The organism is Thalassiella azotivora, assembly GCF_054781695.1.
The window spans coordinates 130082-155462 of sequence record NZ_BAAGTX010000005.1; the positions used below are offsets into that span (position 1 = coordinate 130082).

The following is a 25381-nucleotide window of genomic DNA, read 5'->3' on the forward strand; positions in this document are numbered from 1 at the left end:
GTGCCGCGACGGCCCGGCGTCAGCGCGTCTCGGTGATCTCGGGACCGCGACGGAACGGGTCGAGGGGCCCGGTCCCCGGCTCCCCGCCGGCCTGCCCCCCGCCCTCGGCCTGCTCCGCCGCCGCGCCGGCCGTCGGCTGCACCGTGCCGGGCTGCGTCGGCAGCCTCAGCGGCAGCAGGTCGCGAGGTGCCATCGCCTCGTCCCCGCGCACGACGACCGTCCCGCGGACGACCTCCTCGAGCTCACGGGCCGCCTCCTCGTCCACGGCCGCCTTGCCGTGGAAGACGGCGCGCAGGAACCACCGCGGGCCGTCCACGCCGGTGAACCGCGCCACCTGGTGACCGGTGCGCCCGTCCGGGGTCCGCGCGGGCAGCCGCGCCAGGACCTCTCGCCCGAAGGTGCCTGGCACCTCGTCGGCGGTGCCGCCCTGCCGGGCCACCTGGGCGGCGATCTCCCCGCGGATGTCGTCCCACACCCCGTCACGGCGGGGTGCGGCGAACGCCTGCATCTGCACGCTCGACCCGGCGAGCGCGACCGTCACCCCGACGACGCGCTGCGTCTTCTCCTCGAGCTCGAGCCGCAGCTCCATGCCCTGGCGGGGCGGCAGCCGCAGCGCACCGAGGTCGACCCGGGTCACCTCGTCGTCGACCTCCGCCGCGTCCAGCGGACCCAGCTCGCGGCGGGAGGCGTCGGCGTCGGCCAGGGCCGCACGCCGGGCGTGCAGGGCGCGCTCGGCCCGCTCGAGCTCCTCGGCCTCCTCGCGTGCGGCGCGCTGCTCGTCGGTCTCCTCCACCTCGTCCGCGGCGTCCTCGACGCCCGTGCCGACCTCCGGGTCGACGTTGGCGGCCGCCTGGTTGCGGCTCCCGCGACGGAACCAGCTCACGAGTCCTCCTCGACGTCGTCCTGCTCGGTGCGCCGGTGCGACGCGCTCTCGTCGTGGGCCAGTCCCCCGGTGGAGCCGTAGCCGCCGGCGCCGCGTCCGGAGCCCGGCAGGGCGTCCGTCTCGACGAAGCGTGCGGTGCTGACGCGTTGGACGACCAGCTGCGCGACCCTGTCGCCGCGGTGCAGCGTCACGGCCCGGTGCAGGTCGGTGTTGACCAGGGCCACCACGACCTCCCCACGGTAACCCGCGTCGACGGTCCCGGGGCCGTTGAGGACGGTGACGCCGTGCCGGGCGGCCAGTCCCGACCGCGGGTGCACGAAGGCGGCGTACCCCTGGGGCAGCGCCAGCGCGATCCCCGTGGCGACGGTGCCGCGCTCACCCGGCCCGAGCACGAGGTCGTGCCTCGCGTGCAGGTCGGCGCCGGCGTCCCCGGCGTGGGCGTACGACGGCACCGGCAGCTCGGGGTCGAGGCGCAGCACCCTCACGTCGACGGTGTGCGCGTCGTCCGACGGGCTGCCGGCCACGTCCTGCGCGGGGGTCTGGACCACGGTGGGCGACTGTAGTGCCCCCGCGCGACCGTGCGAGGCTGGGCCCGTGGAGCACGACGACGGTCCGGCCCCCGCCCCCGGGGGACCTGCCCCCTCGGCACCGGAGGGTGGGGCCCTCTTCCTCGAGCGCCTGTGGCCCTCCCCCGCGGTGTGGCTGCTCGTCCCGGCGACCGCCGCCGCGGCGGGGGTGGTCGTGCTGCCGGTCGGCGTCCCGGCGGCCGTCACGGCCGCCGCGGTGGCCGCCGCGCTCGTGCTGCTGGCCCTGGTCCGCTCGACACCGACGGTGGAGGTCGCGGACGGAGCGCTGCGGGCGGGGCGCGCGCGCATCGAGTTCGCCTGGTTGGGGGAGCCCGCCGCAGCCCGCGGGCAGGACGCCCGGCACGAGCGCGGGCCCGGTCTCGACCCGCGGGCCCACCTGCTCATCCGCGGGTGGGTCGACCCCGTCGTGCGCGTGCCGCTGCACGACCCGGGCGACCCCACGCCCTACTGGCTGGTGTCGACGCGGCGACCCGACGACCTCGTGACCGCCCTGCGCCGGGCGGGCGCGGCACGGCGACCGCCGGGCGGATGAGCGCACGGCGGCGCCGGTGCCGGTCGCCTCAGGACGCGACCGGCACGCCGGGCCCCGGACCGGGCCGGGTGGTCAGGCGCACTCGGTGCAGACGTACACCCCGCCCTTGTCGCTGGCGAGCTGGCTGCGGTGGTGCACGAGGAAGCACTTGGAGCAGGTGAACTCGTCGGCCTGACGAGGCAGGACCCGGACCGACAGCTCCTCGTTGGACAGGTCGGCGCCGGGCAGCTCGAAGCCCTCGGCGGCCTCGGTCTCGTCCTCGTCGACCTTGCCGGAGTTCTTGTCGGTACGGCGGGCCTTGAGCTCCTCGATCGAGTCCTCGTTGAGGTCGTCGTCGGTCTTGCGCGGCGCGTCGTAGTCGGTCGCCATCGGGGGGTCACGCTCCGGGTGAGGTAAGGCATCGGCTGCCGCGGGCTGCGGCGACGGTCTAACGCCGGGCGGCTCGCGTTTGTGCCCGGGGCGCCAGGATTGTGCCTCACCGGAGCCCGTGGTGCCTCCGCGGCTCACCGGCAGGACGGGACGGATCCTGCCACCCGTCCCGTCGCAGCGGTGAGCCAGACCACAGCGGCGGCCCCGAGCACGGTGAAGCCGCAGGTCAGCGCGACACGGTCGACCGGGACGCCGCCCGCGGTCCACCCGGGTTTCACCCACCTGCCACCGCCGGGAGTTGCCTGCGGCACCCCCTGACCGCGTAGGGTCTGCGGACCGGTGCCGGGTCCACGGCGCCGCCGCCCCGAGTTGGCGACGCCGACCGGACCGATCGAGTGGAGGTGTCATGAGCGAGTTCGCCAGTGAGATCACCGAGCGCGTGGCGCAGGCCAGCACGTCGCTCCGCGACGCCCAGGACGAGGGCGACGACTACCTCGTGGACGTGCGGGTGGGTGAGCTCGAGGAGCTCGCGCGCGTCGCGGCGGACCACGACGTCGAGGTGCCCGGCCTCCAGGAGACCCTGGCCGCGCACACCGGCCCGATCGACGTGGTCCTGCCCGAGCAGCCGGAGGCCGTCGACGTGGACGCCGTCGACGTGGACGCCGTCGACGTGACGGAGCAGACCGAGCAGCGCGCCTGAGGGTCACCCGACCCCGCCGCGACAGGGCCCACCGGACGCACCGGTGGGCCCTTCGTCGTCCTCAGCCGTCCCCCAGCGGGTCGAGCGGCACCAGCGCGGCGCTGAGCTCCGCGGCGAGGCGCGGCGCGGCGGCGACGACCATCGCCTCACCGGCCGCCAGACCCGACAGCCCGCTGACCCTGGCGCCGGCCTCCGAGGCCACCAGCTGCCCTCCCGCGAGGTCCCAGGGCTGCAGACCGCGCTCGTAGTAGGCGTCCAGCCGGCCGGTGGCGACCGCGCAGAGGTCCAGGGACGCCGCCCCGGCGCGCCGGACGTCGCGGACCCTCGGCAGCAGGGCGGCCAGCACCCTCGCCTGGGAGCGGCGCCGGTCCTCGCGGTAGCCGAAGCCCGTCCCGACGAGGGCGCGCTCCAGCGGCACCTCCGCGGGACCGGTGAGCCGGTGCCCGTCCAGCAGCGCACCGCCACCCAGCGTGGCCGTCCAGGTCTCCCCGGAGGCCGGGTTGTGCACGCACGACGCGAGCACGGTCCACGCCGCGGGCGTCGGCTCACCGCTGACGACGGCGACGCTCACCGCGTAGGCGGGGATGCCGTAGAGGTAGTTGACGGTGCCGTCGATGGGGTCGACGACCCACGTCAGGCCCGACGTGCCGGGCCGCAGCCCGCCCTCCTCGCCCAGCAGCCCGTCGTCGGGACGCGCGCCGAGCAGGTCCCGGACGAGCAAGTCCTCCGCGGCCGTGTCCATCGCCGTGACCACGTCGGTCGGGCTGGACTTGGTACCCGTCACCCCCAGGTCGGCGGGCCGCTCGTCGCGGACGAGGCGCCCCGCGTCCCGGGCGACGCGCTCGGCCAACCCGACCAGCTCGCCGAGCAGGGCCGGGTCCGGGCCGACCGGGGGTGAGGTCACCGGCCCGACCCGACGGAGACCGCCGCGCCGGCGCCGGGCCAGTCCACGCCGCACGCCGCCGGGCGGTCGGGGTCGCGCAGGTTGGGGCAGCAGCCCACCGGGCACACGTCGTGCGACGCCGGCAGCGCGCCGACCGCGGGACGGTGCACCGCCTCCCCGCGCTCCGCGCGGGCCCGTTCCAGCAGCAGGTCGACCAGGCCGTAAACGAAGGCGGCGTGCGTCCCCGCCGTGGCGGCGCGCGCGAAGGACAGGCCCACCTCGCGGGCCGTCTGCGCCGCCTCCGTGTCGAGGTCGTGCACCACCTCCATGTGGTCGCTGACGAAGCCGACGGGCACCAGCACGACGGCGTCCGTCCCCCGCTCCGCCAGGTCGCGCAGGTGGTCGTTGACGTCCGGTTCCGTCCACGGCTGCGACGGCGGGCCGGAGCGCGAGCAGTACACGAGGTCCCAGGGCAGGTCGGCGCCGGTGCGCTCGGCGACCGTCCGGGTGACCTCGCGGGCGACGTCCTCGTGCGTGCGGACGTACCCGCCGCCGTCGGGCCCGGCGGTGTCGGCCATGGCGGTGGGGATCGAGTGCGTCACGTACACGAGCCGCGCGCGTGCCGCCGCCTCACCCAGCTCGCCCAGCGCCGTGGTGACGGCGTCCACGGACGCCTCGACGAAACCCGGGAGGTTGAAGTAGTGGCGCACCTTGTCGGCGGCCAGGGTGCGGCCCTCGGCGGCCAGCTCCAGCAGCGCGCGGGCGACGTCCTCGCGGTACTGGCGGCACCCGCTGTAGGAGGGGTAGGCGCTGGTCGCCAGCACGAGGACCCGGCGCGCCCCGGCCTCGTGCGCCTCCCTCAGCGTGTCGGTCAGGTACGGGGCCCAGTTGCGGTTGCCCCAGCGGACCGGGACGTCCACGTCGCGCCGGGCCAGCTCGGCGCGCAGCTCGGCCAGCAGCGCGCGGTTGAGGTCGTTGATCGGGCTGCGCCCACCACGGGAGTAGTAGTGCTCGCCGACCTCCTCGAGCCGCTCGTCGGGGATGTTCTTGCCGCGGGTGACGTTCTGCAGGAAGGGCAGCACCTCGTCGGGGGCCTCGGGCCCGCCGAAGGACAGCAGGACCACCTCGTCGTAGGGACGCAGGCCACCGGCGGTCGTCGCCGGGGTGGCGGGGGTGCCGGTGGCGGGGGTGGGGACGTCGTCGCTCACGGGCCCATCGTGTCAAGCCGCGGGCGTCGCCGCCCCTCCAGGGTCGCGCGGTGTGGGGGCCGTCACCCGGTACCGGATGGCCCACAGCCGGACCAGGACGACGAGCAGCACGCACCCGACCGTGGCCGGCGGTCCCCCCAGGCCACCGCGCTCCAGGGCCGCGTAGGCGACGGCGCCGAGCACCGCGGGCGTGGCGTACAGCTCGGTGCGTCCCAGCACCTCGGGCACCTGGCCGGTGAGCAGGTCCCGCACCATCCCGCCCCCGACGCCGGTGACCACCCCCACGACCACGGCCGCCAGCACCGGCGCGTCCAGGCCGAGCCCCTTCGCCGTCCCCGCGACGACGAACACGCCGAGCCCGACGGCGTCCAGGACCAGGACGACCCGCCGGATCCTGGGGACCGCGGGGTGGAACCAGAAGGCGACCAGGGCCGCCGCTCCCGCGGCCGCGAGCAGCCGCCAGTCGGAGATCCCGACCGGCGGCACGGCCCCCAGCAGCACGTCCCGGATGATCCCGCCGCCCAGGCCCGCCGCGCAGGCCAGGACCACCACCCCGACGACGTCCATCCGGTGCCGGACGGCGGCCAGCCCGCCGGACAGCGCGAAGACGAACACTCCGACGAGGTCCAGCGCCAGCACGGGGATGCGGGCCGCCTCGAGCACGGCCTGCGCCGTCCCCGTCGCCGCACCGGCCGGCAGGACGAGCGGGAGGGCGCCGAGGGCGGAGAAGGCGCCGATCGGGTCCACCCGGCGACGGTACCCGGACCGCCACGGCCCGAGATCGACATGCTCGGCGCGCCGCGGGCCTGCTTCACCTGCCGCGCGCCAGGTGGCAGAGTCGCGGTGGCGCCGGGGCACCACCGCGGCGCAGGGCGCACCGCGGGTGCGCCGGTGGGACCAGCGGCACGGTGACGCGACGGCGGCGCCCGGACGACGGAGGCACGAGCCATGCAGGACCTGCATCTCGTCGGCGTGGACGACGACGGCGAGCACGTCCTGCTGACCGGCGCCGACGGTCAGCGCTACCGGCTCGCGATCGACGAGCCGCTGCGGGCCGCCGTCCGGCGCGACCGCGCCCGGCTCGGCCAGCTGCAGATCCAGGTGGACGGCGCGCTGCGCCCCCGTGAGGTCCAGGCCAGGATCCGGGCCGGGGAGTCCGCCGAGGACGTCGCCGCGTCCGCGGGGGTGCCCGTCGAGCACGTGCGCCGGTACGAGGGTCCGGTGCTCGCCGAGCGCGAGCACGTCGCCCGCGTGGCGCAGCAGCAGCCCGTCCGGGCCGGGGGCCAGCGCGGCCCCGTCCTGTCCGAGCGCGTGGACGAGCGGCTCGCCGCCCGCGGCGCCACCGCCGGGGACTGGGACGCGTGGCGGCGCGACGACGGCACCTGGATGGTCCAGCTGTCGTTCCGTACCGGGTCGAAGGACCGTCGCGCCCGGTGGGTGTTCGACGTGGCGCGCTCGACGCTCGAGCCCGTGGACGACGAGGCGCGCTGGCTGACCGCGGCCGAGGAGCCGGTGGCCGACGGCCCCCTCACCGGCCGGCGGCTGGCGGCGGTCCGCGAGCGGGTCTACGACGTGGAGGCCGACGGAGGCGTCCGCGAGGCCGGTGGCACCGCCACCGAGCCGACCTCCACCCAGCCCACCCCGACGGAGCCGGTGCCCGAGCCCGCGGTCACCGCGGCCGGCGGGACGGTCGACCTGCTCGAGGAGCTGCGCGGCCGGCGCGGGCGCCGGCAGCCGGTCGCGACCCCCGAGGAGGGCGACGACCTCCTCGGGGAGCTCGGCCTGCCGCCGGCGGCGCACCCGCCGGCGTCACGGCCCGACACCGCCCACGACGCGGAGATCCTGGCCCTCCCCGACCCGGCGGCACCCGCCCTGGAGCCGGCGCGCGACCGGCGGCGCGCGGCGGACGACGCGCAGGAGGCCACCGCTCCCGCCGGTGAGGCGAGCGAACCCGACGAGGGTCCGGACGACGCAGCCGGCGCCGGGTCGGACGACGGGTCGGGTGACGGGTCGGCGGACGACGTCGTCCCGGGTGACCCGGCGGCCGGCGGCGACGAGCCGGCGACGACGGATGCGGAGGGCGGCCGGGCGGAGGGCGGGAGCCCGCGCCGGGAGCCGGCCGTCGTGCCCGCCGCGCCGCGACGCCAGTCCGGCAAGGGCAAGGCGCGGCGCCCGAGCGTCCCGAGCTGGGACGAGATCGTCTTCGGCGCCCGCAAGGACTGACGCGGGCGGTCCGGCGTCAGCCGTGACCGCGGTGCGGCGGCACCGCGCACACCGCGAGGTCGAACGGCAGCACGTCCGGCGAGGCGGCGGCCGCCCGGGCGGCGCTCGCGGTCATCCGGCGCGCGTGGTGGCGCCGGCAGAGCGTCTCGTAGCCGACCTGTGCCATCGGCCCGCCGTGCAGCAGCGGCTCGTCGACGTCGCCGACGACGACCTGCTCCCCCTCGACCACCATGACGCCGTCGACGGTCCGGGCGTTGTGGGTCGCCCGCCTGCCGCACCAGCACAGCGCCTCCACCTGGAGCACCTGCACGCGGTCGGCGAGCTCGAACAACCGCCGCGAGCCGGGGAACAGCCGGGTGCGGAAGTCGGTGGCGATGCCGAACGCGAAGACGTCGACCTCCATCTCGTCGACGAGCCGGGCCAGCTGCTCGACCTGCTCCGGGGAGTAGAACTGGGCCTCGTCGCAGATCACGTAGTCGACCCGCTGGCCGTGCGTGCGACGGTGGGCCACCTCGTCCCAGAAGTCGGTGCCGTCGTCCACCTCGAGGGCCGCGGTGCTGAGCCCCAGCCGGCTGGACACCCTGGAGCTGCCGGCCCGGTCGTACCGGGTGAAGACCAGCCCGCCGCGCCCGCGCGCGGCGTGGTTGTGGTCCATCTGCAGGGCGAGCGTGGACTTGCCGCAGTCCATGGTCCCGGTGAAGAAGACGAGTTCTGGCACCGGGACATCCTGCCGCACGGCCGCAGCGGGCCGGCGCGTCAGCCGACCCGGCGCCCCGCGACCTGCAGCAGCGGGATCCGGACCTCGGCGTCCGACCGCGCGCCGTGCATCCCCACCAGGCCCATGAGCTCCGGCCGCTGCACGCGCGAGTCGTGCACCGACACGGCCCCGCGGACCGCCACCACGACGTCCCCGATGCGGCGCAGGACCGGGGGGTCCACCGCCCCGAACCACCCCGCCGCCACCGCCTCGTCCCGCGTCAGCACGTCGGCGTCGTCCGCGAGCCGCTCGCGCCAGCGCCTCGCCACGGCGGCTGCCTGGTCCGGCTCGCAGTAGAGCATCGGTGCCCGGGGCTCACCGCCGGTCAGCCGCACACCGGCCGCCAGGTCCGGCTCGCCGGCGACGTCGAGCCGGGCGTGCCGCGGCACGTCGACCATGCCGTGGTCCGCGGTCACCAGCAGCAGGCCGTCGGCCGGCATCGACGCGGCGAGCCGGCGGACCGCGAGGTCCACCTGCCCGAGCTCCTCGCCCCACTGCCACGAACCGCACCCGTGCACGTGGCCGGTCTTGTCGACCTCACCCCAGTACACGTACACGAGGGTCCGGGGGGCGCTGCGCATGGCCGCGACGGCGGCGTCGACACGCTCGTCCAGGGTGTCCGCGGCGACGAAGCGGGCACCGCGCAGCGCCGCCTCCGTCAGACCCGACCCGGCGAAGAAGCCCGGCCCGACCTGCACGGCCACGACCCCCTGCTGGGCGACCCGCTCGAAGACCGTCGGGTGCCGCTGCCAGGTCCGCGGGTCGACCGCGGGGTCCCAGGCCAGCTCGTTGAGCAGCACGTCCCGGTCGGGGTCGAGCACCTGGTACCCCACCATGCCGTGCGTGCCGGAGGACGCGCCGGTGCCGAACGAGCCCATCGACGTCGCGGTGGTGGAGGGGAAGCCCGAGTCCAGCACCCGGCCCTGCTCCAGCAGCGCGCGCAGGTACGGCGCGTGGCCGCCCCGGTCCGCGAGCAGGCGCTCGCCCAGACCGTCGACGAGGAGGACGCAGACCCGCGGGGCGGCGGGCAGGACGAGCGAGGGCGTCCCGGACCGGCCCGGCACGTCGACGGGGGCGTCGAGCGCGGCGGCGGCCGCGGGCAGGACGTCGGCCAGCACCGGCGTCGCCGGGCCCGCCGGGGCCGCCGGGCTCACCGGTGGGCCGGGTTCCCGGGGCCGGTGGCCGCGGACAGCGCCCGGGCGAAGGCGACGGCCGCGGCCACGGCGTCGTCCCCCTCGGCCTCCGCGCTGACCCGCACGACGATGTCGTCGGCGGTGGTCGTCCCGGTGTACCCGTGGTCGGCCTCGCAGTCGGGGTCGGCGCAGGACGCGGGCTCCAGGTCCAGCCGGGTCACCGACCCCCAGCAGATCGTCAGGGTGACCTCGCGGGGCGGGGTCCCCGTCACGTACCGCTCGGGCCGGGTGACGACGTGGGAGACCACGACGGATCGCACGTGCTGCAGCGGCACGGCCTCGGAGGACGCGGCGGCGTACGTCGTCGGCACCGCGGCGTCCGGGCCGTGGTCGTCCGCGTGCGCGACGATCAACCGCGTCGGCGTGAGCGCCAGCACGGTGACGTGCCGTCGCACCTCGTCCGAGTCGAACGTCGTCTCCTGGTGGACCAGGTGCGCCCGCACCTGCTCGTCGGCGAGCGCGGTCGCGACCACGTCGGCGACGAGCGCCGGGTAGTACCCGGCCCGGGTGATGTCGGCGCCCAGCTCGGCGGGCAGCTCGGGAGGCGACGAGGGCAGCGAGGGGTCCGGGGGACGACGACGCGAGCTCATGGCCGTCATCCTGGCACCCTGCGCGGGCTCAGGCCGACGGCGCCCGGCGCACACCCGAGTCGGTCCGCCCGGCCGGGCGGGCCAGCCGCACCGCGGCCCCGAGGACCGCCACGCCGCGGCGGCCGACGATGACGGGGTTCAGCTCGAGCTCGGCGACCTCGGGGACCTCGTCCGCCAGCACCGAGACGCGGGCCACCAGGTCCTCCAGGCCCTCCACGTCGACCGGTGGGGCACCGCGGTAGCCGAACAGCCGGGGTGAGGCCCGCACCGAGCGGACGAGCTCGCTGACGTCGGTGTCCGTCAGCGGCGGGATGCGGTGCGCGACGTCCTCGAGCAGCTCGATCGCGTCGCCGGCGAGCCCGAAGGAGACCACCGGGCCGAACAGCGGGTCCTCGATCGACCGGACGACCACCGTCACCCCGGGCGGGGCCATCCGCTGGACGAGGAAGCCGTCGCCGAGGTCCCCGAGCTCGGCCCGCAGCCCGGCCAGGTCCCGGCGCAGCTCGCTGGGACCGCCGACGTCCAGGCGCACGCCGCCGAGCTCGCGCCGGTGCCGCAGGTTGGGGGTGGCCGCCTTGAGCACGACCGGCCAGCCGAGCTCCTCGGCCGCGGTGACGGCGGCGTCCGCGTCCCGGACGGCGACGGCGGGCCAGACGTCCACCCCGACGTGCCCGAGCAGCCGCGCGGCGGCCTCGTCGTCCAGGCGGATGCCGGCGGGGTGCGCGCCGGGGGCGCCACTGAGCACCTCCTCGACCTGGACGTGCGCGGCGAAGACGTCGACGTCGGCGGGGGCGACCGGGGTCCCCGGGTCCCGCCGTCGCCACTGGGCGTGGCGGGTGACGGCGGCCAGTGCACGGACGGCGTCCTCGGGGCTGGGGTACGCGGGCACCACGCGGTGCCCCGCGCCGTCGGTGCCGGGGGTCGCGGCCGCGGAGGCCGCGGTGATGGTCGGCAGGCCCTCGGTCAGCGCCGGTCCCTCGTCGCCGACGGCGACCACGTGCCGGGTCCCCGCGCCCTCCTGCGCGGTCTGCCCGCCCCCGGCGCCTCCCCCGCCGGGCGGCCCTGCGGCGAGCCCGCCCTGGTGACCGACCCCGCGCATCCCCAGGAAGCACGCGACGCACGTCTTGTCGCTGCCGCCGGCGACCTCGACGAGCGCCCGGGCCACCTCCCGGTCCACGGTGGCCAGCGGGGGGATGAAGCTGGCGACGACCGAGTCCACGCCGGGGTCGGCGAAGACGTCCTCCAGCGCCGCCCGGAACGTCGCCGCGTCGGCCTCCGGGTGCAGCGACACCGGCTCGCGGGCCAGCTCCAGACCCCAGCTGAGCGCCGCCTCGGCGACCAGCGCGCCCAACGCGTCGGAGTTGCCGACGACGCCGACCCGCTCCCCCGCGGGCAGCGGCTGGTCGACGAGGACCTGCGAGACGTCGAAGAGCTGGTGGATGTTCTCCACCCGGATCACCCCGGCCTGGCGCAGCATCGCGTCCAGCGTGCCGCGCGGCGCGCGGGTGCTGCGGACGGCGTGGCCGGGCGGCACCCCGTACCCGGAGACGCCGGACTTGACCACCACCACGGGCTTGCTGCGGGCCAGCCGGCGGGCGACCCGCGAGAACTTGCGCGGGTTGCCCACGCTCTCCAGGTACAGGCCGACGGTCGCCGTGCGAGGGTCCTCCTCCCAGAACTGCATCAGGTCGTTGCCCGACACGTCCGCGCGGTTGCCCGCCGACACGAAGCCGGAGACGCCCAGCCCGCGCCGGTCCGCCGACGACAGCACCGCCACCCCCAGCGCCCCCGACTGGCTGAACAGGCCCAGCCGGCCCGGCCGCGGCAGCCACGGCGCCAGCGACGCGTTGAGCGCGACGCCCGGGTCGGTGTTGAGCATGCCGAAGGAGTTCGGCCCGACGACGCGCATGCCGTAGGTGCGCGCCACCCGCACCAGCTCTCGCTGGCGCTCGAGCCCCTCGCTGCCCGTCTCGGCGAACCCGCTGGACACCACGACGACGCCCTTGACGCCCAACCCGCCGCAGGCGCGCACGACGTCCACCGCGATCGGGGCGGGGACCGCGACGACCGCGAGGTCCACCGGGCCGGGGACGTCCTCCACCCGGGCGTGCACCTGCACCCCGTACAGCTCCAGCGCCTCGGGGTTGACGGCGTGCACGGCACCGGTGAACCCGCCGTCGACGAGGTTGCGCAGCAGCGCCCCACCCACGGACTCGGTGCTGCGGCTGGCGCCCACGACGACGACCGACGAGGGGTTGAGGAGCGCCTTGATGCTCTCGGCCTCGGCCCGGTGCTCGCGCGCGGCCATCACCGACATCGACCGCTGGGTGGGGTCGATGTCGAACGCCAGCGAGATGACCCCGTCGTCGTAGTGGTGGGTGACCTCGTACCCGGCGTCGCGGAAGACGCCGACCATCTTGCGGTTCTGCGGCAGCACCTCCGCCACGAACCGGTGGATGCCGCGCTCGCGGGCGGCGGCGGCGAGGTGCTCGAGCAGCACGGAGCCGAGGCCGCGACCCTGGTGGTGGTCGGAGATGTTGAAGGCGACCTCGGCCTGCCGCCCGTCGACCCGGTCGTAGCGGCCGACGCCGATGATCTCCTCGCCGGTCGTCGCGACCAGGGCCACGCGGTCGCGGTGGTCGACGTGGGTGAACCGCTCGAGGTCCTTCTCGGACAGCCGGGGCATGGGGGCGAAGAAGCGCAGGTAGACGGACTCCGGCGACTGCGCGACGTGGAAGCGCTGCAGCGCGTCGGCGTCGTCGGTGCGGATCGGCCGCACGTGGGCGATGCCGCCGTCACGCAGGACGACGTCCGCCTCCCAGTGGGAGGGGTACTCCCCCGCCCGGTCCCGCCCCTGGCGCCGCATGGGCCCAGGCTAGAGGTCCCGCGCCCGCCCCCGGACGCCGTGCCGACGTCGTGCCGCCGCCGTGCCGACGTCGGGCTGCTGCCGTGTGCCGAGGACGCCCCCGCCAGGACTCTGCCAGGGTGGCTCCCGTGGAGCTGAGGGACGTCGTCCGCCGCCGGCGCATGGTGCGCGCGTTCGACCCCGCCCGCCCCGTGCCCGGCGCGACGGTGCGCAGGCTGCTCGAGGCGGCGGTGCGCGCGCCGTCCGCGGGCTTCACCCAGGGCTGGGACTTCCTCGTCCTGGACCGGCCGGCCGACGTCGCCCGCTTCTGGGACGCGACCACCGACCCCGCGGCGGTCCCGGACTCCTGGCTGCGGGGGATGGCCACGGCGCCGGTCCTCGTGGTGTGCCTCAGCCGCAAGGACGCCTACCTCGACCGCTACGCCGAGCCGGACAAGGGCTGGACCGACCGCGACGAGGCACGGTGGCCGGTGCCCTACTGGGACGTCGACACCGGGATGGCGGCGCTGCTGGTGCTGCTCACGGCCGTCGACGAGGGGCTGGGCGCCTGCTTCTTCGGCGTCCCGGGGGAGCGCTGGGACGCCGTGCGGTCGGCGTTCGACGTCCCGGCCGACCGTCGTCCGGTGGGGGTGGTCGCCCTCGGGCACCCGGCACCGGACCGGCGCTCACCCAGCCTGCGCCGCGGGCGGCGTCCCCTCGGCGACGTGGCGCACGGGGGGCGGTTCGGCACGCCGTGGTCGCCGGAGGACGGCGAGGGCGCCGGGACGGCCACCGCGCCTCAGGGGCCGAGCACGCGCGAGAGGTAGGCGTTGCCGAGGACGCGTCCGGGGTCGACCCGGTCGCGGACGGCGAGGGCGTCGGCGAACCGCGGGTACAGCGGCGCCAGGGACGCGGCGTCCATCGAGTGCAGCTTGCCCCAGTGCGGGCGGCCGCCGACGTCGCGGACGACCCGCTCGAACAGTGCGACGTACTCCTCGTGCTCGCCCAGGACGTGCTGGTGCACGGCGACGTACGCGCTCTCGCGGCCGTGGGCGGTGGACAGCCACACGTCGTCCGCGGCGGCGAACCGGACCTCCACCGGGAAGGAGACCCGCAGCGCGCTGGCGTCGACGGCCCGGCGCAGCTCGGTGACGACGTCCGCGACGCTCTCGCGGGGGACGGCGTACTCGCTCTCGCGGAACCGGACCCGGCGCGGTGCGGTGAACACCTGCGGGCTGGGGGCGGTGTACTCCCGTGCGGTCAGCGCGCGGGCCGCGACCGCGTTGACGGTCGGCACGGCGCCCGGGGCGCCGGCGCACAGGCGGTTGGTGGCGGCGAACACCGCGTTGGACAGCACCTCGTCGTCGACCCAGCGGCGCAGCCGGCGGGCCCGGCCGTCCGGGGTGGCGCTGCCCGCGGGCAGGCGCGTGTTGACCTTGAGCTGGACGCGGTCGGTGTGCGGGAACCAGTAGAACTCGCAGTGGTCGCTGCCGTCGACGAGGTCGTCGAGCCGCTCCAGGACGTCGTCGAGCCGACCGGGCTCCTCGCGGGCGTGCAGGTCGAACGCCGGGACGCACTGCACCGTCAGCTCGGTGAGGACGCCGAACGCGCCGAGGCCGAGCCGGGCGACGGCGAACAGCTCCGGTTCGTGCGCCGGCGAGCAGTCCACGACCGAGCCGTCCGGCAGCACCACCTGCGCGGCCACCACCTGCGTGGCCAGCCCACCGAACCGCGCTCCGGTGCCGTGGGTGCCGGTGGAGACGGCCCCGCTGATCGTCTGCCTGTCGATGTCGCCGAGGTTCGTCATCGCCAGGCCGAGCGCGTCGAGCTCGGCGCCGAGCCGGTGCAGCGGCGTCCCGGCGCGCACCCGCACCAGCCCCGTCGACGGGTCGGCGGCCACGACCCCGCTGAGCCGGTCCATCCGCAGCAGCACGCCGTCGGTGACGGCCACCGGCGTGAACGAGTGGCCGCTGCCGACCGCCTTGACCCGCAGGCCCTCCCGTGCCGCCCCGACCAGCTCGGCCGCGACGTCCCCGGCGGTCGCCGGGTGCGCCTCCCGGACCGGCAGGGCCCGGGCGGTGCGCCCCCACGTCGTCCACTCACCGACCGGGCGGGCGGCACCGGCCGGCGCCCGCAGCAGGCCCCTCGCACGCCGCGTCACCCGAAGCACCGACCCTCGCCGCGGTAGGTCGGCACGGTCCGCACCGCGGCGCCGGCACCCTCGACGAGGTGCAGGGCACTCACCCGCTCGCAGACCTCTCCGGCCTTGGCGTGCCGCAGCCACACGCGCTCGCCCACCTCGGGCACCCGCCCGCGGGCGCGCACCGGGGTCTGCACCTCCCCCGCGCCCTCGGTGCCGAGCAGCGACAGACCCGGCGGGTGCACGGGGCGCGGCAGGCGGTCCTCACCGGCTGGGCCCGAGGCGACCCAGCCACCGGCGAAGAGGGTGCGGACCCGGGGCGCGGGCCGGCGGGTCACGTCGAGGCCGAAGCCGAGCGCGGGCCGCGGGGTGAAGCGCCGGTAGGCGTCGAAGAGCGTGGGCCCGTAGAGCCCGGAGCCGGCGGCCACCTCGGTCACGGCCGGCTCGCCCGCGACGAGCTCGACGCTGCCCGTCCCGCCGGCGTTGACGACGTCCAGCGGCCCGCCGGCGGCGCGCTCGACGGCGTGGACGACGTCCAGCCGTCGGCGGTGCAGGTCGCGCAGCGAGAGCCGCTTGACCGCCCGGACGGCCGGGGAGCGGTCGGGCAGCCCGGCGACCTGCGCGTCGTACGTCATCACCCCGACGAGCCGGGTCGCGGGCCGGCGGGCGACCTCGCGCGCGGCGGCTGCCGCCTGGTCGGCGGTGCGCAGCGGGGACCGGCGCACGCCCAGGTGCGCGCCGGCCACGCGCAGGGACGCGTCGACGTCCAGGCAGACCCGGACCGGCGCCGCCGGGCGGGTGGCCGCGGCGGCCTCCTCGAGCAGGTCGAGGTGCACGGGGTCGTCGACCATCACCGTCACGGCGGCGAGCGCCCGCTCGTCGGCGACGAGGTCGCGCAGGGCGCCGCGGTCGACGCTGGGGTAGGCGACGAGGACGTCGTCGTGACCGTGCCCGACCAGCCACAGCGCCTCGCGCAGCGAGTACGCCATCAGGCCGCGGAAGCCCGGCCGCGCCAGGACGAGCTCGAGGACGGCGCGGCAGCGCACCGACTTGGTCGCCACCCGCACGGGCGTCCCGGCGGCGCGGCGGACGAGGTCGTCGGCGTTGCGCCGCAACGCGTCCAGGTGCACGGCGGCCAGCGGTGCGGGCAGGTGCCGCGTGGCGGCGTCCAGCTCCTCCCACATTCCCTCGGCGGTCGGTCCGTCGGGGGACGGGGCGGTCGCCGGGGCCGCGGGCGTCGCACCGGTGGGACCCGATGACGCCGCCGCCGACCGGTCGGTGCGTGTCGTCCGCGCGCTGCTGGTCACCGCGGCAGCCTCGTGCCCGGGGGGAGGCCGGTCAACCCCCGCGCGGATGCCGGCGGGGCCGCGTGCCGGTGCGGGGACCGCCGCGACGTTGCGCCACAATCGGGCGCATGGCCCGCCGTTCCTCCTCCGCACCGCCCCCACCCGACGAGGTCCACGAGCGCATCGTCGACGTGGACGTCTCCTCGGAGATGCAGGGCAGCTTCCTCGAGTACGCGTACTCGGTGATCTACTCGCGCGCCCTGCCGGACGCGCGGGACGGCCTGAAGCCGGTGCAGCGGCGGATCCTCTACTCGATGCACGACATGGGTCTGCGCCCCGACCGCGGGCACGTCAAGTCCAGCCGCGTCGTCGGCGAGGTGATGGGCAAGCTGCACCCGCACGGTGACGCGGCCATCTACGACGCGCTCGTGCGGATGGCCCAGCCGTTCTCGCTGCGCGTGCCGCTGGTCGACGGGCACGGCAACTTCGGCTCGCTGGACGACGGCCCGGCCGCGCCGCGGTACACCGAGGCCCGCCTGGCCCCGTCGGCGCTGCTGATGACGGCGTCGCTCGACGAGGACGTCGTCGACTTCGTCCCGAACTACGACAACCAGCTGACCCAGCCGGAGGTCCTGCCGGCGGCGTTCCCGAACCTGCTGGTCAACGGCGCCAGCGGCATCGCCGTGGGCATGGCGACGAACATGCCGCCGCACAACCTCGTCGAGGTCGTGGCAGCGGCCCGCCACCTCATCGCCCACCCGGACGCCTCGCTCGAGGCGCTGATGCGGTTCGTCCCGGGCCCGGACCTGCCCTCGGGCGGCAAGATCGTGGGCCTGGACGGGATCCGCGACGCGTACGCGACGGGACGCGGCACCTTCCGCACCCGGGCGACGACGCGCGTGGAGAACGTGACCGCGCGCCGCAAGGGCATCGTCGTCACCGAGCTGCCGTACACGGTCGGGCCCGAGAAGGTCATCGAGAAGATCAAGGACGCCGTCCAGGCGAAGAAGCTGCAGGGCATCTCGAACGTCGTCGACCTGACCGACCGGGCGCACGGGCTGCGCCTGGTGGTCGAGGTCAAGACCGGCTTCAACCCCGACGCGGTGCTGGAGCAGCTGTACCGGCTCACGCCGATGGAGGACTCGTTCGGCATCAACAACGTCTGCCTCGTCGAGGGCCAGCCGCGCACCCTCGGCCTGCGCGAGCTGCTGACCGTCTTCGTCGAGCACCGCCTGGACGTCGTCCGCAGGCGCACGGCGTTCCGGCTGGCCCGCAAGGAGGAGCGGCTGCACCTCGTCGAGGGTCTGCTCGTCGCGATCCTCGACATCGACGAGGTCATCGCGGTCATCCGCACCAGCGACGACGCCGAGCAGGCCCGGGGCCGGCTGATGGGCGTCTTCGACCTCGACACCGTGCAGGCCGACTACATCCTCGAGCTGCGGCTGCGGCGGCTGACGAAGTTCTCCCGGATCGAGCTCGAGGCGGAGAAGGACGAGCTGGCCACGGCGATCGCCGAGCTGCGCGAGGTGCTCGGCGACGACCGGCTGCTGCGCACGCTGGTGTCGGACGAGCTCGCGAAGGTCGCCAAGGAGCACGGGACGCCGCGGCGCACCGTGCTGCTGGAGTCCTCCGGGGCCCAGGGCAAGACCGCCGCCACGCCCCTGGAGGTCGCCGACGACCCGTGCTGGCTGCTGATGTCCGGGACCGGCCTGCTCGCCCGCACGGCGGACGCCGAGCCGCCTGCGGCGTACGCGGAAGGTACCGACCGCCGGGCGCACGACGTCGTCGTGGCGGCCGTGCGCACGACCGCCCGCGGCGAGGTCGGTGCGGTTACCAACCGCGGCAGGGTGCTGCGCCTCGGCGTGGTCGACACCCCGGCGCTGCCTCCGACGCAGGGCTCCCCGTCGCTGTCGGGCGGGGCGCCGGTGTCGGAGTTCCTGACCCTGGAGCCGGGTGAGCGCGTGCTGACCCTGTGCTCGCTGGCGGAGGACTCACCGGGCCTGGCGCTCGGCACCGCCCAGGGCGTCGTGAAGCGCGTCACGACCGACTACCCGGGCCGGGAGGAGTGGGAGACCATCGCGCTCAGGGACGGCGACGAGGTCGTCGGCGCCGTCGAGCTGACCGGTCCGGACGCGGAGCTGGTGTTCGTCACCAGCGACGCCCAGCTGCTGCGGTTCGGCGCGGACAAGGTCCGGCCGCAGGGTCGCGGTGGCAGCGGCATCGCCGGCGTGAAGCTGTCCGCGGGCGCCCGGGTGACGTTCTTCGGCGCCGTCCCGGCCGGCTCGCTGGACGCCGGGGTGGTCGTCACGGTCGCGGGCTCGGCCTCCGCCCTGCCCGGGACGGAGACCGGGTCGGTCAAGGTCACGCCGCTCTCGGAGTACCCGGGCAAGGGCCGCGCCACGGGCGGTGTCCGCTGCCACCGCTTCCTGCGTGGCGAGGACCTGCTCGTCGCCGCCTGGGTCGGCGCCGGCCCGGCGATGGCGACGTCCTCGGCCGGTGCGGCCGTCGACCTGCCCGCGGCGACGGGGCGTCGCGACGGGTCCGGCACGCCGCTGCCCCAGCCCGTCGCCGCCCTCGGCGGCCCGGTGGTCACCACCGGCTGACGGGGGACCACCACCCGACAGCCGGGCCCCGACAGCCAGCAGCCACAGCCGGGCGCGCCGGACGGAGCCCACGGGCTAGCTCCGGCGATCGGGGTCGCCGGGGGGCTTGAGCGGGTCGTGCCCCAGCGACATCAGCCGGTGCCGCCAGTGCGCCTCCCCGGCGGTGGGCTCGAGGTCCTCGCGCCGCTGCGACCTGACCGTCCGCACGACCGCGCCCATCACCGCGACGTCGTCGTCGGTGAGGTCCTGGCGGCGCTTGCGCAGCACCGCCAGCACTCGCTGGCCCTTCGGCGTCCCGGCCTCGTCGGGCAGCTCCTCGGCGTCCTCTCCGGCGGAGCGGGTCCGCAGCCACTCCTCCAGCTCGCGGGACGTCATGTTCACGACGGTGTGGAACTCCTGCCACAGCGCGTCGGGGTCCACGGTCTCGTCGTCGTAGCCGGTGCTCATGCCGCTGGGCTACCCGCGGGGACGGCACCCAAACCCGCGCCCTGAGGCTGCTCAGGCGGGAGGCGGCACGTCCTTGACCCAGGCGGCCTCCCGTCGGGTCTGGGTGTACCCCATGCCGTGGTAGAGCCCCAGCGCACCGGAGGGGTTCTCGCTGTCGACGCCGAGGTCGGCGCGCTCGATCCCCTCGGCGAGCAGGGCCCGCATGGTGGCGGCCAGCAGCGCGGGCGCGATCCGCCGTCCCCGCCACCTCGGGCGCACCCCGAGCAGGTCCGTCCACCCGCTGCTGTAGCCCTGGGCGGCCCAGTCCTGCCGGTACGCCGACGCGAGGGTGTACCCCGCCACCTCGTCGCCGTCGAGGACGACGAAGCTCCAGTCCGCGCGGAAGCTGCGACCGCCGACGGTGTGCTGCCGCCAGCTCTCCGGGTCCCGGGGCTCGCTGCCCCAGTGCTCGGCGAACGCCTCGTTGTGCGCCAGCCGCACGGCCTCGCCGAGGTCGGCGTCGAAGGGGACCAGGCGCAGCTCCTCGTCGAGCGCGACGTCGGGGACCGGCTGGGCACCGTCCCCGGTCAGCGGACGGGTCATCTCCAGGTACCAGCGGGCCTGCCGGAAGCCCGCGGACGCGAGCAGCGCCTGCCGGTCGGGGTACTGCTCCCCCGCGTGCACCAGCACCCGTCCCGGTGCCTGCTTGCCCGTCTCGGCGATGGCCTGCCGGCCGCGCGCCTCCTGCCAGGTGAGCAGCTCCCGGCCGATCCCCCGGCGCCGCCACTGCGGGTGCACCCCGCCCCAGCAGAACGCCCGGACGACCCGGGTGTCGCCGGGCAGGACGGTGACCTGCCCGAACGCCCGGGCGCGCCCGTCGTCGTCCAGGGCGAGGACGGTGTCGCGTCGCGGGTCCTTCCAGCTGCCGTCGAGCAGCTCCTCGCGCAGGTCGTCGAGCTCGTAGCGCTCCGCCGGGTCGTCTGCCGCCTCGATGGCCTGCTCCAGCTCGAGCCAGGCGGGCAGGTCGGCCTCCTCGATCGGCCGCCAGGTCAGGCCGTGCGCACCGGGCGGCAGGGGGACGGCGCGTGAGGGCGCCGAGGTGCTGGTCTCCACGGGCGCCACGGTAGGGCTGTGGACGACGCCGCCTCACCTGCTTTTCGGCTTGCTAGATTCCCGCGGTGCGCACGAGGGGGAGGACGAGGTCATGACGCTGCGGGTGCACTACGGGACGCTGGAGGAGTCGGCGTCGGCGCTCAGGACGCTGGCGGACGAGTTCGCCGGCCTGGACGACGCCTCCGACGCCGTCAAGGACGCGGTGGGCCACCACGGCATCAGCCGTGCCATCGAGGCGTTCGCGAACAACTGGGACCGCCACCGCGGTGAGCTCGTCGACCAGCTCCGTGGCCTGGAGCAGGCGACGCGCACCGCGATCGCCAGCTGGCAGGACGCCGACGAGTCCGTCGCGCGCCAGCTCGCGGTGGAGTCCCCCCGCCCGCAGCACGGTCCGGTGGCGCTGTGAGGGTCGAGGTCGGCGGTGGCGGCGGGCGCCCGCGCGACTGGTCCGCGCTCGGCCGTGGTGAGGACCCGGTGCCCGGCGACCCCGACGTGGTCCGCCGCGCCTCACGGCACTACGACCAGGTCGCCGACGAGATCGAGAGCCAGGTGCGGCGGCTGCGGGCCATCGGCTCGAGCGACCTCCTCGAGGGCGAGTACAAGGAGACCCTCGTCGAGGCGTCCACCAAGGCGGCGGGCCAGCTGGAGAAGGTGTCCGGGCGGTACCGGACGACCGCCGCGGCGCTGCGCCCGTGGCCCGCCCAGCTGGAGGGTTACCAGCGGCGGTCGGCGTCGCTGCTCACGCAGGCGCAGGCCGCCCTCGGCTCGATGGACCGTGCCGGCGACGACGTCGGCCCGTGGGCGCAGCCTCCCGCGGCCGGGACGCAGGAGGACGTCGACGACTGGACCCGCCGCCAGAAGGCCTGGAGCAACGCCTCGCAGGAGCTCGAGGACCTGCGGCGCGACCTCCACCGGCTCGAGCTCGACCTCGACGAGGACGGTCGGGACGTCGCCCGTCGCATCCGGGAGGGTGCCGACGACGACGTCAAGGACGGCTGGTGGGACAACTTCCTCGACTTCATGGACCGGTGGCACGACGTCATCGACGTCGTCGCCAAGGTCCTCGGCGCGATCGGCATGGTGCTGCTCGTCGTCTCCCTGTTCGTCCCCGGTCTCAACCTCCTCGTGGCCGGGGTCCTGGTGGGGGTGGCCGCCTTGCTCGCCCACACGGCCCTGGCCGCCAGCGGCCACGGGTCGTGGGCGGACGTGGCGCTCGACGCGTTCAGCCTCGCGACCCTGGGGACGGGCAGGCTCGCCGTGGGCGCCCTCAAGGGCGGTCAGGCGGCCGTACGCGCCCTCGGCGCCGTGCGGGCGGGCCGTGAGGCCGAACGGACCGTGCGCGCCGTCACGAGCGCGCAGCGCGCCCTCCTCGGTACCCGGATGGCCCGCGGGGGCCGGGCCGGCAGCATCGCGCGCGCCGAGCACCACCGCATCACCCAGGCGATGAACCGGCAGGCGCAGGTGGCCCGGGCGCACATGGCGCAGATCTACCGCGAGGCGGACCTCGCCGTCGCGCCGCTGCGCTCACGCGTCGCCCGCGGCCTGGACCCGGAGGTCGCCGCGCTCAGCGACGACATCGCGCGCGTGGTGCGGGACTTCCCGACCAGCGCCCCGATCCGGGGCGCCGCCGCGGCCACCCGGACGGCGACGGCCGTCGCCACCGGCGCCGGTTTCGTCGGCGCCGGTGCGAGCGCGTTCGGTGTCTACGCCGACTGGAACCCCGTACCCGGCTGGGACGACCTGAAGAAGGCGTGGACGACGACCCCCGGCTCGTCCTGGTGAACCGTCCCGAGTCGCTGCGGGAGGAGCCCGCCCCGGTCCGCGCCGCGCACGTCGCCGTGTCGGTGACCGCGGTGCTCGTGGTGGTCTCGTTCGCCGTGGGGTCGGTGGTCTCGGCCGTGAGCGGGGAGCGGGTCGGACCCGAGCCCCTGTGGCCCTGGTTCGTCCTGCCGAGCCTCGTGCCGCTCGTCGCGGTGGTGCTGGGCCGGCGGGTCGGCGAGCGGTCGCCGCTGCTGTTCCCGCAGGCGATGCTGCTGGCCTTCCTGTGCGCGCTGCCCGGGCTGAGCCACCCGGCGTCCCCGGTGCTGTGGACCAGCCTGCTCGCTGCGGCGCTGGCGGTCGCCTTCGCCGTGCGCGGAGCGCAGGAGCTGCGCGGCGTCCGGGTCGGGGCCCCCCAGCAGACGGGCGGCCCCGGCCGCCGTGACCCGTGAGCGAGGAGACCGGCGTGCACTACGTCGACGCGGACCCCGACTGGAGCGTGTGGGTGGACGCGCCCGGCCCCGACCTGCCCGACGAGGCGCCGGTGGACGTGCGCGCCTGGGCCACCCGGACCGCCGAGGCGGTGCTCGCCGACGCCGGGGACGCACCCGACGCGGAGCTCCGCGAACGTCTGGTCCGGCTCCTGGAGCTGACCGGCTCGCCCGGCTACCCCGCGGGGGACGAGTGGGTGGCCAAGTGGCTGCACCTGCCCTCGCCCGACGCGGTCCCGCTGCCCCTCGTGCTCGAGCTGCACGTCGCCGAGGACGGTGACGACGAGGCGGGCACGCTGCGCCGCCTGGTGGGGGCCGACGGAGGCGCCCGGACCGTGGAACCGCCGGTGGTCGAGGAGGTCAGCACCCCCCTGGGCCCTGGCCTGCGTGCCCTGGCGTACGGCCAGTCAGGGGCGGGCGTCGACGAGCGGCTCACCGCGTTGCTGTCCTACGCCTGGGCGACCCGCCTGGACGACGTGGACGTGTACGTGCGGCTGTGGGCGGCGGGTGACCCGACGGTCGTCGCCGCGGCGGGCCTGGACGTGGACGCGCTGGCCGCCACGCTGGAGGTGAGGCAGGCGTGAGCGACGCCCCCGCCACCGGCTACCGGCTGGTGCTCCCCCCGGGATGGGTGCGCTTCCCCGTCCGGGACGAGGGGACGGCCGCTGAGATCGACCGGATCCTCGTCGAGGCCGCCGAGGGGGCGCCCCGCGACCGCGTCGCACCCCACCTGGCCAGGGCCCGCGAGCAGGCGGCGCAGATGGTCGCCAGGGCCCGGGCCGCCGGTGCGCTCGACCTCTACGCCCCGATCCGGGGGGTCGGTGGGCGACCGGTCCCCGCTTCCTTCGTCGTGCAGGACCACGTCCTGCCGCTCCCGGGCGACCAGACCGCGCCGGACCCGGCCACGGCGGCGGCAGGGCTGGCCAGCCGGACCCCTGACGCCGAGGTGCTGACCCTGCGCGCCGGTGTCGCGGTGCGGTCGCGGACCCGGCACGACGGCCCCGAGGAGGGGACGACGGCCCACCGCGTCGAGTACCACCTGCCCGTGCCCGGTGACGACGTGCGCTGGGTGAGCGTGGTGTTCACCACCGTGGGCCTGCAGGACGACGAGGCCACACCGGACCTGTTCGTCGACCTGTTCGACGCGTTGATGACCACGTGGCGCTGGGAGCACGGCGTGGTGCTGTGAGGACGGCGTGCGCGTAAGACCACGCAGTGCTGTGAGGACGGCGCGGGCGTGAGGACGGCGCGAGGGGTCAGCCCTCGCCCGGCCCCTTGGCCGCCAGCTCCTCCGGGTCGCGCAGGAAGGTCCGCCGCCCGTAGACAGCACGGTTGACGACCCACGTCAGCGCCCAGAGCACCACACCGATCCCCACCAGCCAGGCGGCGACCCGGTACTGCTCGGGGTCCCGACCCGTCCAGGGCCCGACGAGGTAGGCGCAGGCGGCCGCGCCCAGCACCGGCAGCGCCGTCGGCGCCGTGAAGTGGTCGTGGTCGACGGGGCTGCGGCGCAGCACGAGCACGGCGACGTTGACGACCGTGAAGACGGCCAGCAGCAGCAGCGCCGTGGTCCCACCGAGCGCGGGCACCGCACCGACCACGACGATCAGGCCGAAGGACAGCGCGGTGGTGAAGAGGATCGCGACCCAGGGGGTCCGGCGCCCCGGCAGGACCCGCCCGAGCACCGGCGGCAGCACCATCTCCCGGGCCATCCCGTAGAGCAGCCGGCTGGCCATCAGCATGTTGATCAGGGCGGAGTTCGCGACCGCGAACATCGCGATGAAGGGGAACACCACGTCCAGGGGCAACCCCGGCGCGCCGGCCTCGACCACCTTGAGCAGCGGGGTGTCGCCCTCCCCCAGCTCGCCGACGGGCACCAGAGCCACCGCGGACACCGACACCAGGACGTAGATGATCCCGGTCACGGTCAGGCCGGTCAGCATGACCTTCGGGAAGATCCGCACCGGGTCCTTCGTCTCCTCGGCCATGTTCACCGAGTCCTCGAACCCGACCATCGCGAAGAACGCGAGCGAGGTCGCCGCCGTCACGGCGAGGAAGGCGCTCTTGCCCTCCCCGGTGTCGAACATCGTGATGCGGGAGAAGTCGGTCTCCGCCCCGCTGAGTCCGAGCACCGCCCACAGGCCGACCAGGATGACGATGAGCAGACCGGACAGCTCGACGCAGGTCAGCACCACGTTCGCCTTGACGCTCTCACCGACCCCGCGCACGTTCACCGCGGCGACGAGCGCCATGAACCCCAACGCGATCCAGGTGACCCCGGCCGCCTCCGGGCCGAGGCCGAGGTCGAGCCCCGCGCTGAGGTTGGCGGCGAACGCCTTCGCTGCGGTCGAGGCCGAGGTGATGCCGGAGGACATCACCGTGAACGCCACCAGGAACGTGACGAAGTGGATGCCGAACGCGCGGTGGGCGTACAGGGCGGCGCCGGCGGCGCGGGGGTACTTGGTCACCAGCTCGAGGTAGCTGGTGGCGGTGAGCATGGCCACGCCGAACGCCACGAGGAACGGCAGCCAGACCGCACCCCCGACCTCGGCGGCGACCTGGCCCGTCAGGGCGTAGATCCCGGTGCCGAGCACGTCCCCGACGATGAAGAGCAACAGGAGGCGCGGCCCCATCACCCGCTTGAGCTCGTGCGGCTCCTCCTCACCCCGCCGGGCGGTCGGCGCTGCGTCGGCGGGCCCCGCTGCGGAGCCGTCCGCGGTCCTGGCCATGGCGACCTCCCCGGGACGGGACGGCCGCCTGTCGACCGGTCCCCGCGACCCGCTCGGGGCCAGCG

Annotated in this window: 25 protein-coding genes; 10 read left to right on the forward strand and 15 right to left on the reverse strand. The window is 76.1% G+C overall.

The window, feature by feature from the left end; translation table 11 throughout:
- Positions 1 to 19: 19 nt before the first annotated feature.
- A complete protein-coding gene (locus ACYVQV_RS05165) occupies positions 20 to 883 on the reverse strand; it encodes a DUF3710 domain-containing protein (protein WP_461022189.1) in 864 nt (287 codons plus the stop codon).
- The gene (gene dut / locus ACYVQV_RS05170; protein WP_461022236.1) at positions 880 to 1407 is read right to left on the reverse strand and encodes a dUTP diphosphatase; all 528 of its coding nucleotides are present in this window, start codon (positions 1405 to 1407) and stop codon (positions 880 to 882) included. Before dut ends, ACYVQV_RS05165 begins: the two co-directional genes overlap by 4 nt.
- Before the next feature lie 70 nt (positions 1408 to 1477).
- On the opposite strand from dut, the gene ACYVQV_RS05175 reads away from it, so the two are divergent.
- Positions 1478 to 2002: a DUF3093 domain-containing protein gene (locus tag ACYVQV_RS05175; protein ID WP_461022190.1), complete on the forward strand. Its 525-nt coding sequence runs from the start codon at positions 1478 to 1480 to the stop codon at positions 2000 to 2002.
- 72 nt (positions 2003 to 2074) lie between these two features.
- Here ACYVQV_RS05175 and ACYVQV_RS05180 read toward each other — a convergent pair whose 3' ends face one another.
- Positions 2075 to 2371: a DUF4193 domain-containing protein gene (locus tag ACYVQV_RS05180; RefSeq protein WP_461022191.1), complete on the reverse strand. Its 297-nt coding sequence runs from the start codon at positions 2369 to 2371 to the stop codon at positions 2075 to 2077.
- A gap of 406 nt (positions 2372 to 2777) precedes the next feature.
- Here ACYVQV_RS05180 and ACYVQV_RS05185 point away from each other — a divergent pair, with 406 nt between their 5' ends.
- Entirely contained in the window at positions 2778 to 3071 is a 294-nt protein-coding gene (locus tag ACYVQV_RS05185) for a hypothetical protein (protein WP_461022192.1), read from the forward strand.
- A 61-nt stretch (positions 3072 to 3132) separates the two neighbouring features.
- Here the strand turns inward: ACYVQV_RS05185 and ACYVQV_RS05190 are convergent, their stop codons facing one another.
- The 3 genes from ACYVQV_RS05190 to ACYVQV_RS05200 all read right to left on the reverse strand — a co-directional run bounded on the left by ACYVQV_RS05190 (position 3133) and on the right by ACYVQV_RS05200 (position 5909).
- Positions 3133 to 3975: an inositol monophosphatase family protein gene (locus ACYVQV_RS05190; protein ID WP_461022193.1), complete on the reverse strand. Its 843-nt coding sequence runs from the start codon at positions 3973 to 3975 to the stop codon at positions 3133 to 3135.
- The gene (locus ACYVQV_RS05195; protein ID WP_461022237.1) at positions 3972 to 5096 is read right to left on the reverse strand and encodes a ferrochelatase; all 1125 of its coding nucleotides are present in this window, start codon (positions 5094 to 5096) and stop codon (positions 3972 to 3974) included. The genes ACYVQV_RS05190 and ACYVQV_RS05195 overlap by 4 nt, the downstream gene beginning before the upstream one ends.
- A 78-nt stretch (positions 5097 to 5174) precedes the next feature.
- Positions 5175 to 5909 (reverse strand): trimeric intracellular cation channel family protein, encoded by a 735-nt coding sequence (locus ACYVQV_RS05200; RefSeq protein ID WP_461022194.1) that lies wholly within the window; start codon positions 5907 to 5909, stop codon positions 5175 to 5177.
- A 201-nt stretch (positions 5910 to 6110) separates the two neighbouring features.
- On the opposite strand from ACYVQV_RS05200, the gene sepH reads away from it, so the two are divergent.
- Positions 6111 to 7385 (forward strand): septation protein SepH, encoded by a 1275-nt coding sequence (sepH, locus tag ACYVQV_RS05205; RefSeq protein WP_461022195.1) that lies wholly within the window; start codon positions 6111 to 6113, stop codon positions 7383 to 7385.
- Between the two features lie 16 nt (positions 7386 to 7401).
- On the opposite strand, the gene ACYVQV_RS05210 is transcribed toward sepH, so the two are convergent.
- From ACYVQV_RS05210 to ACYVQV_RS05225, 4 genes are read right to left on the reverse strand one after another with little or no spacing between them, the layout of a single operon-like run.
- Entirely contained in the window at positions 7402 to 8103 is a 702-nt protein-coding gene (locus ACYVQV_RS05210) for a thymidine kinase (RefSeq protein WP_461022196.1), read from the reverse strand.
- A gap of 38 nt (positions 8104 to 8141) precedes the next feature.
- Positions 8142 to 9296, reverse strand: coding sequence for an alkaline phosphatase family protein (locus ACYVQV_RS05215; RefSeq protein ID WP_461022197.1), 1155 nt, complete (start codon positions 9294 to 9296; stop codon positions 8142 to 8144).
- Positions 9293 to 9925, reverse strand: coding sequence for a DUF5998 family protein (locus ACYVQV_RS05220; RefSeq protein WP_461022198.1), 633 nt, complete (start codon positions 9923 to 9925; stop codon positions 9293 to 9295). The genes ACYVQV_RS05215 and ACYVQV_RS05220 overlap by 4 nt, the downstream gene beginning before the upstream one ends.
- A gap of 28 nt (positions 9926 to 9953) precedes the next feature.
- A complete protein-coding gene (locus tag ACYVQV_RS05225; RefSeq protein WP_461022199.1) occupies positions 9954 to 12791 on the reverse strand; it encodes a bifunctional acetate--CoA ligase family protein/GNAT family N-acetyltransferase in 2838 nt (945 codons plus the stop codon).
- 128 nt (positions 12792 to 12919) lie between these two features.
- On the opposite strand from ACYVQV_RS05225, the gene ACYVQV_RS05230 reads away from it, so the two are divergent.
- Positions 12920 to 13597, forward strand: coding sequence for a nitroreductase family protein (locus ACYVQV_RS05230; RefSeq protein ID WP_461022200.1), 678 nt, complete (start codon positions 12920 to 12922; stop codon positions 13595 to 13597).
- Here ACYVQV_RS05230 and ACYVQV_RS05235 read toward each other — a convergent pair.
- Together ACYVQV_RS05235 and ACYVQV_RS05240 are read right to left on the reverse strand one after the other, a co-directional pair.
- Positions 13570 to 14907 (reverse strand): D-arabinono-1,4-lactone oxidase, encoded by a 1338-nt coding sequence (locus tag ACYVQV_RS05235; protein WP_461022238.1) that lies wholly within the window; start codon positions 14905 to 14907, stop codon positions 13570 to 13572. The two genes, ACYVQV_RS05230 and ACYVQV_RS05235, sit on opposite strands and share 28 nt — an antisense overlap.
- Before the next feature lie 20 nt (positions 14908 to 14927).
- Entirely contained in the window at positions 14928 to 16094 is a 1167-nt protein-coding gene (locus ACYVQV_RS05240) for an alanine racemase (RefSeq protein ID WP_461022239.1), read from the reverse strand.
- 230 nt (positions 16095 to 16324) lie between these two features.
- Between ACYVQV_RS05240 and ACYVQV_RS05245 the strand changes: the two genes are divergently transcribed.
- Positions 16325 to 18799: a DNA gyrase/topoisomerase IV subunit A gene (locus tag ACYVQV_RS05245; RefSeq protein ID WP_461022201.1), complete on the forward strand. Its 2475-nt coding sequence runs from the start codon at positions 16325 to 16327 to the stop codon at positions 18797 to 18799.
- Between the two features lie 75 nt (positions 18800 to 18874).
- On the opposite strand, the gene ACYVQV_RS05250 is transcribed toward ACYVQV_RS05245, so the two are convergent.
- Complete coding sequence (locus tag ACYVQV_RS05250; protein ID WP_461022202.1) at positions 18875 to 19246, reverse strand: DUF3140 domain-containing protein; 372 nt, start codon at positions 19244 to 19246, stop codon at positions 18875 to 18877.
- Between the two features lie 51 nt (positions 19247 to 19297).
- Positions 19298 to 20338: a GNAT family N-acetyltransferase gene (locus tag ACYVQV_RS05255; protein ID WP_461022203.1), complete on the reverse strand. Its 1041-nt coding sequence runs from the start codon at positions 20336 to 20338 to the stop codon at positions 19298 to 19300.
- 91 nt (positions 20339 to 20429) lie between these two features.
- Here ACYVQV_RS05255 and ACYVQV_RS05260 point away from each other — a divergent pair, with 91 nt between their 5' ends.
- Genes ACYVQV_RS05260 through ACYVQV_RS05280 form a run of 5 tightly spaced genes read left to right on the forward strand, consistent with a single transcriptional unit; the run spans position 20430 to position 23776 of the window.
- Positions 20430 to 20744: a hypothetical protein gene (locus ACYVQV_RS05260; RefSeq protein WP_461022204.1), complete on the forward strand. Its 315-nt coding sequence runs from the start codon at positions 20430 to 20432 to the stop codon at positions 20742 to 20744.
- Positions 20741 to 22120: a hypothetical protein gene (locus tag ACYVQV_RS05265; protein ID WP_461022205.1), complete on the forward strand. Its 1380-nt coding sequence runs from the start codon at positions 20741 to 20743 to the stop codon at positions 22118 to 22120. The genes ACYVQV_RS05260 and ACYVQV_RS05265 overlap by 4 nt, the downstream gene beginning before the upstream one ends.
- Positions 22090 to 22548 carry a hypothetical protein gene (locus ACYVQV_RS05270; protein ID WP_461022206.1) on the forward strand — a complete coding sequence of 153 codons (459 nt, stop codon included), beginning with the start codon at positions 22090 to 22092 and terminating at the stop codon, positions 22546 to 22548. The genes ACYVQV_RS05265 and ACYVQV_RS05270 overlap by 31 nt, the downstream gene beginning before the upstream one ends.
- Entirely contained in the window at positions 22545 to 23171 is a 627-nt protein-coding gene (locus ACYVQV_RS05275) for a hypothetical protein (protein WP_461022207.1), read from the forward strand. The genes ACYVQV_RS05270 and ACYVQV_RS05275 overlap by 4 nt, the downstream gene beginning before the upstream one ends.
- Positions 23168 to 23776 carry a hypothetical protein gene (locus ACYVQV_RS05280; RefSeq protein ID WP_461022208.1) on the forward strand — a complete coding sequence of 203 codons (609 nt, stop codon included), beginning with the start codon at positions 23168 to 23170 and terminating at the stop codon, positions 23774 to 23776. The genes ACYVQV_RS05275 and ACYVQV_RS05280 overlap by 4 nt, the downstream gene beginning before the upstream one ends.
- A gap of 67 nt (positions 23777 to 23843) precedes the next feature.
- On the opposite strand, the gene ACYVQV_RS05285 is transcribed toward ACYVQV_RS05280, so the two are convergent.
- Positions 23844 to 25316, reverse strand: a complete 1473-nt coding sequence (locus tag ACYVQV_RS05285) for an APC family permease (RefSeq protein WP_461022209.1) — start codon at positions 25314 to 25316, stop codon at positions 23844 to 23846.
- Positions 25317 to 25381 lie beyond the last annotated feature (65 nt).

Excerpts from the sequence above, each read along its gene's own strand:
- ACYVQV_RS05180 (WP_461022191.1), bottom strand. The coding sequence starts at position 2,371 with ATGGCGACCGACTACGACGCGCCGCGCAAGACCGACGACGACCTCAAC.
- ACYVQV_RS05185 (WP_461022192.1), top strand. The coding sequence starts at position 2,778 with ATGAGCGAGTTCGCCAGTGAGATCACCGAGCGCGTGGCGCAGGCCAGC.
- sepH (WP_461022195.1), top strand. The coding sequence starts at position 6,111 with ATGCAGGACCTGCATCTCGTCGGCGTGGACGACGACGGCGAGCACGTC.
- ACYVQV_RS05220 (WP_461022198.1), bottom strand. The coding sequence starts at position 9,925 with ATGAGCTCGCGTCGTCGTCCCCCGGACCCCTCGCTGCCCTCGTCGCCT.
- ACYVQV_RS05225 (WP_461022199.1), bottom strand. The coding sequence starts at position 12,791 with ATGCGGCGCCAGGGGCGGGACCGGGCGGGGGAGTACCCCTCCCACTGG.
- ACYVQV_RS05240 (WP_461022239.1), bottom strand. The coding sequence starts at position 16,094 with ATGTGGGAGGAGCTGGACGCCGCCACGCGGCACCTGCCCGCACCGCTG.
- ACYVQV_RS05245 (WP_461022201.1), top strand. The coding sequence starts at position 16,325 with ATGGCCCGCCGTTCCTCCTCCGCACCGCCCCCACCCGACGAGGTCCAC.
- ACYVQV_RS05250 (WP_461022202.1), bottom strand. The coding sequence starts at position 19,246 with ATGAGCACCGGCTACGACGACGAGACCGTGGACCCCGACGCGCTGTGG.
- ACYVQV_RS05260 (WP_461022204.1), top strand. The coding sequence starts at position 20,430 with ATGACGCTGCGGGTGCACTACGGGACGCTGGAGGAGTCGGCGTCGGCG.
- ACYVQV_RS05285 (WP_461022209.1), bottom strand. The coding sequence starts at position 25,316 with ATGGCCAGGACCGCGGACGGCTCCGCAGCGGGGCCCGCCGACGCAGCG.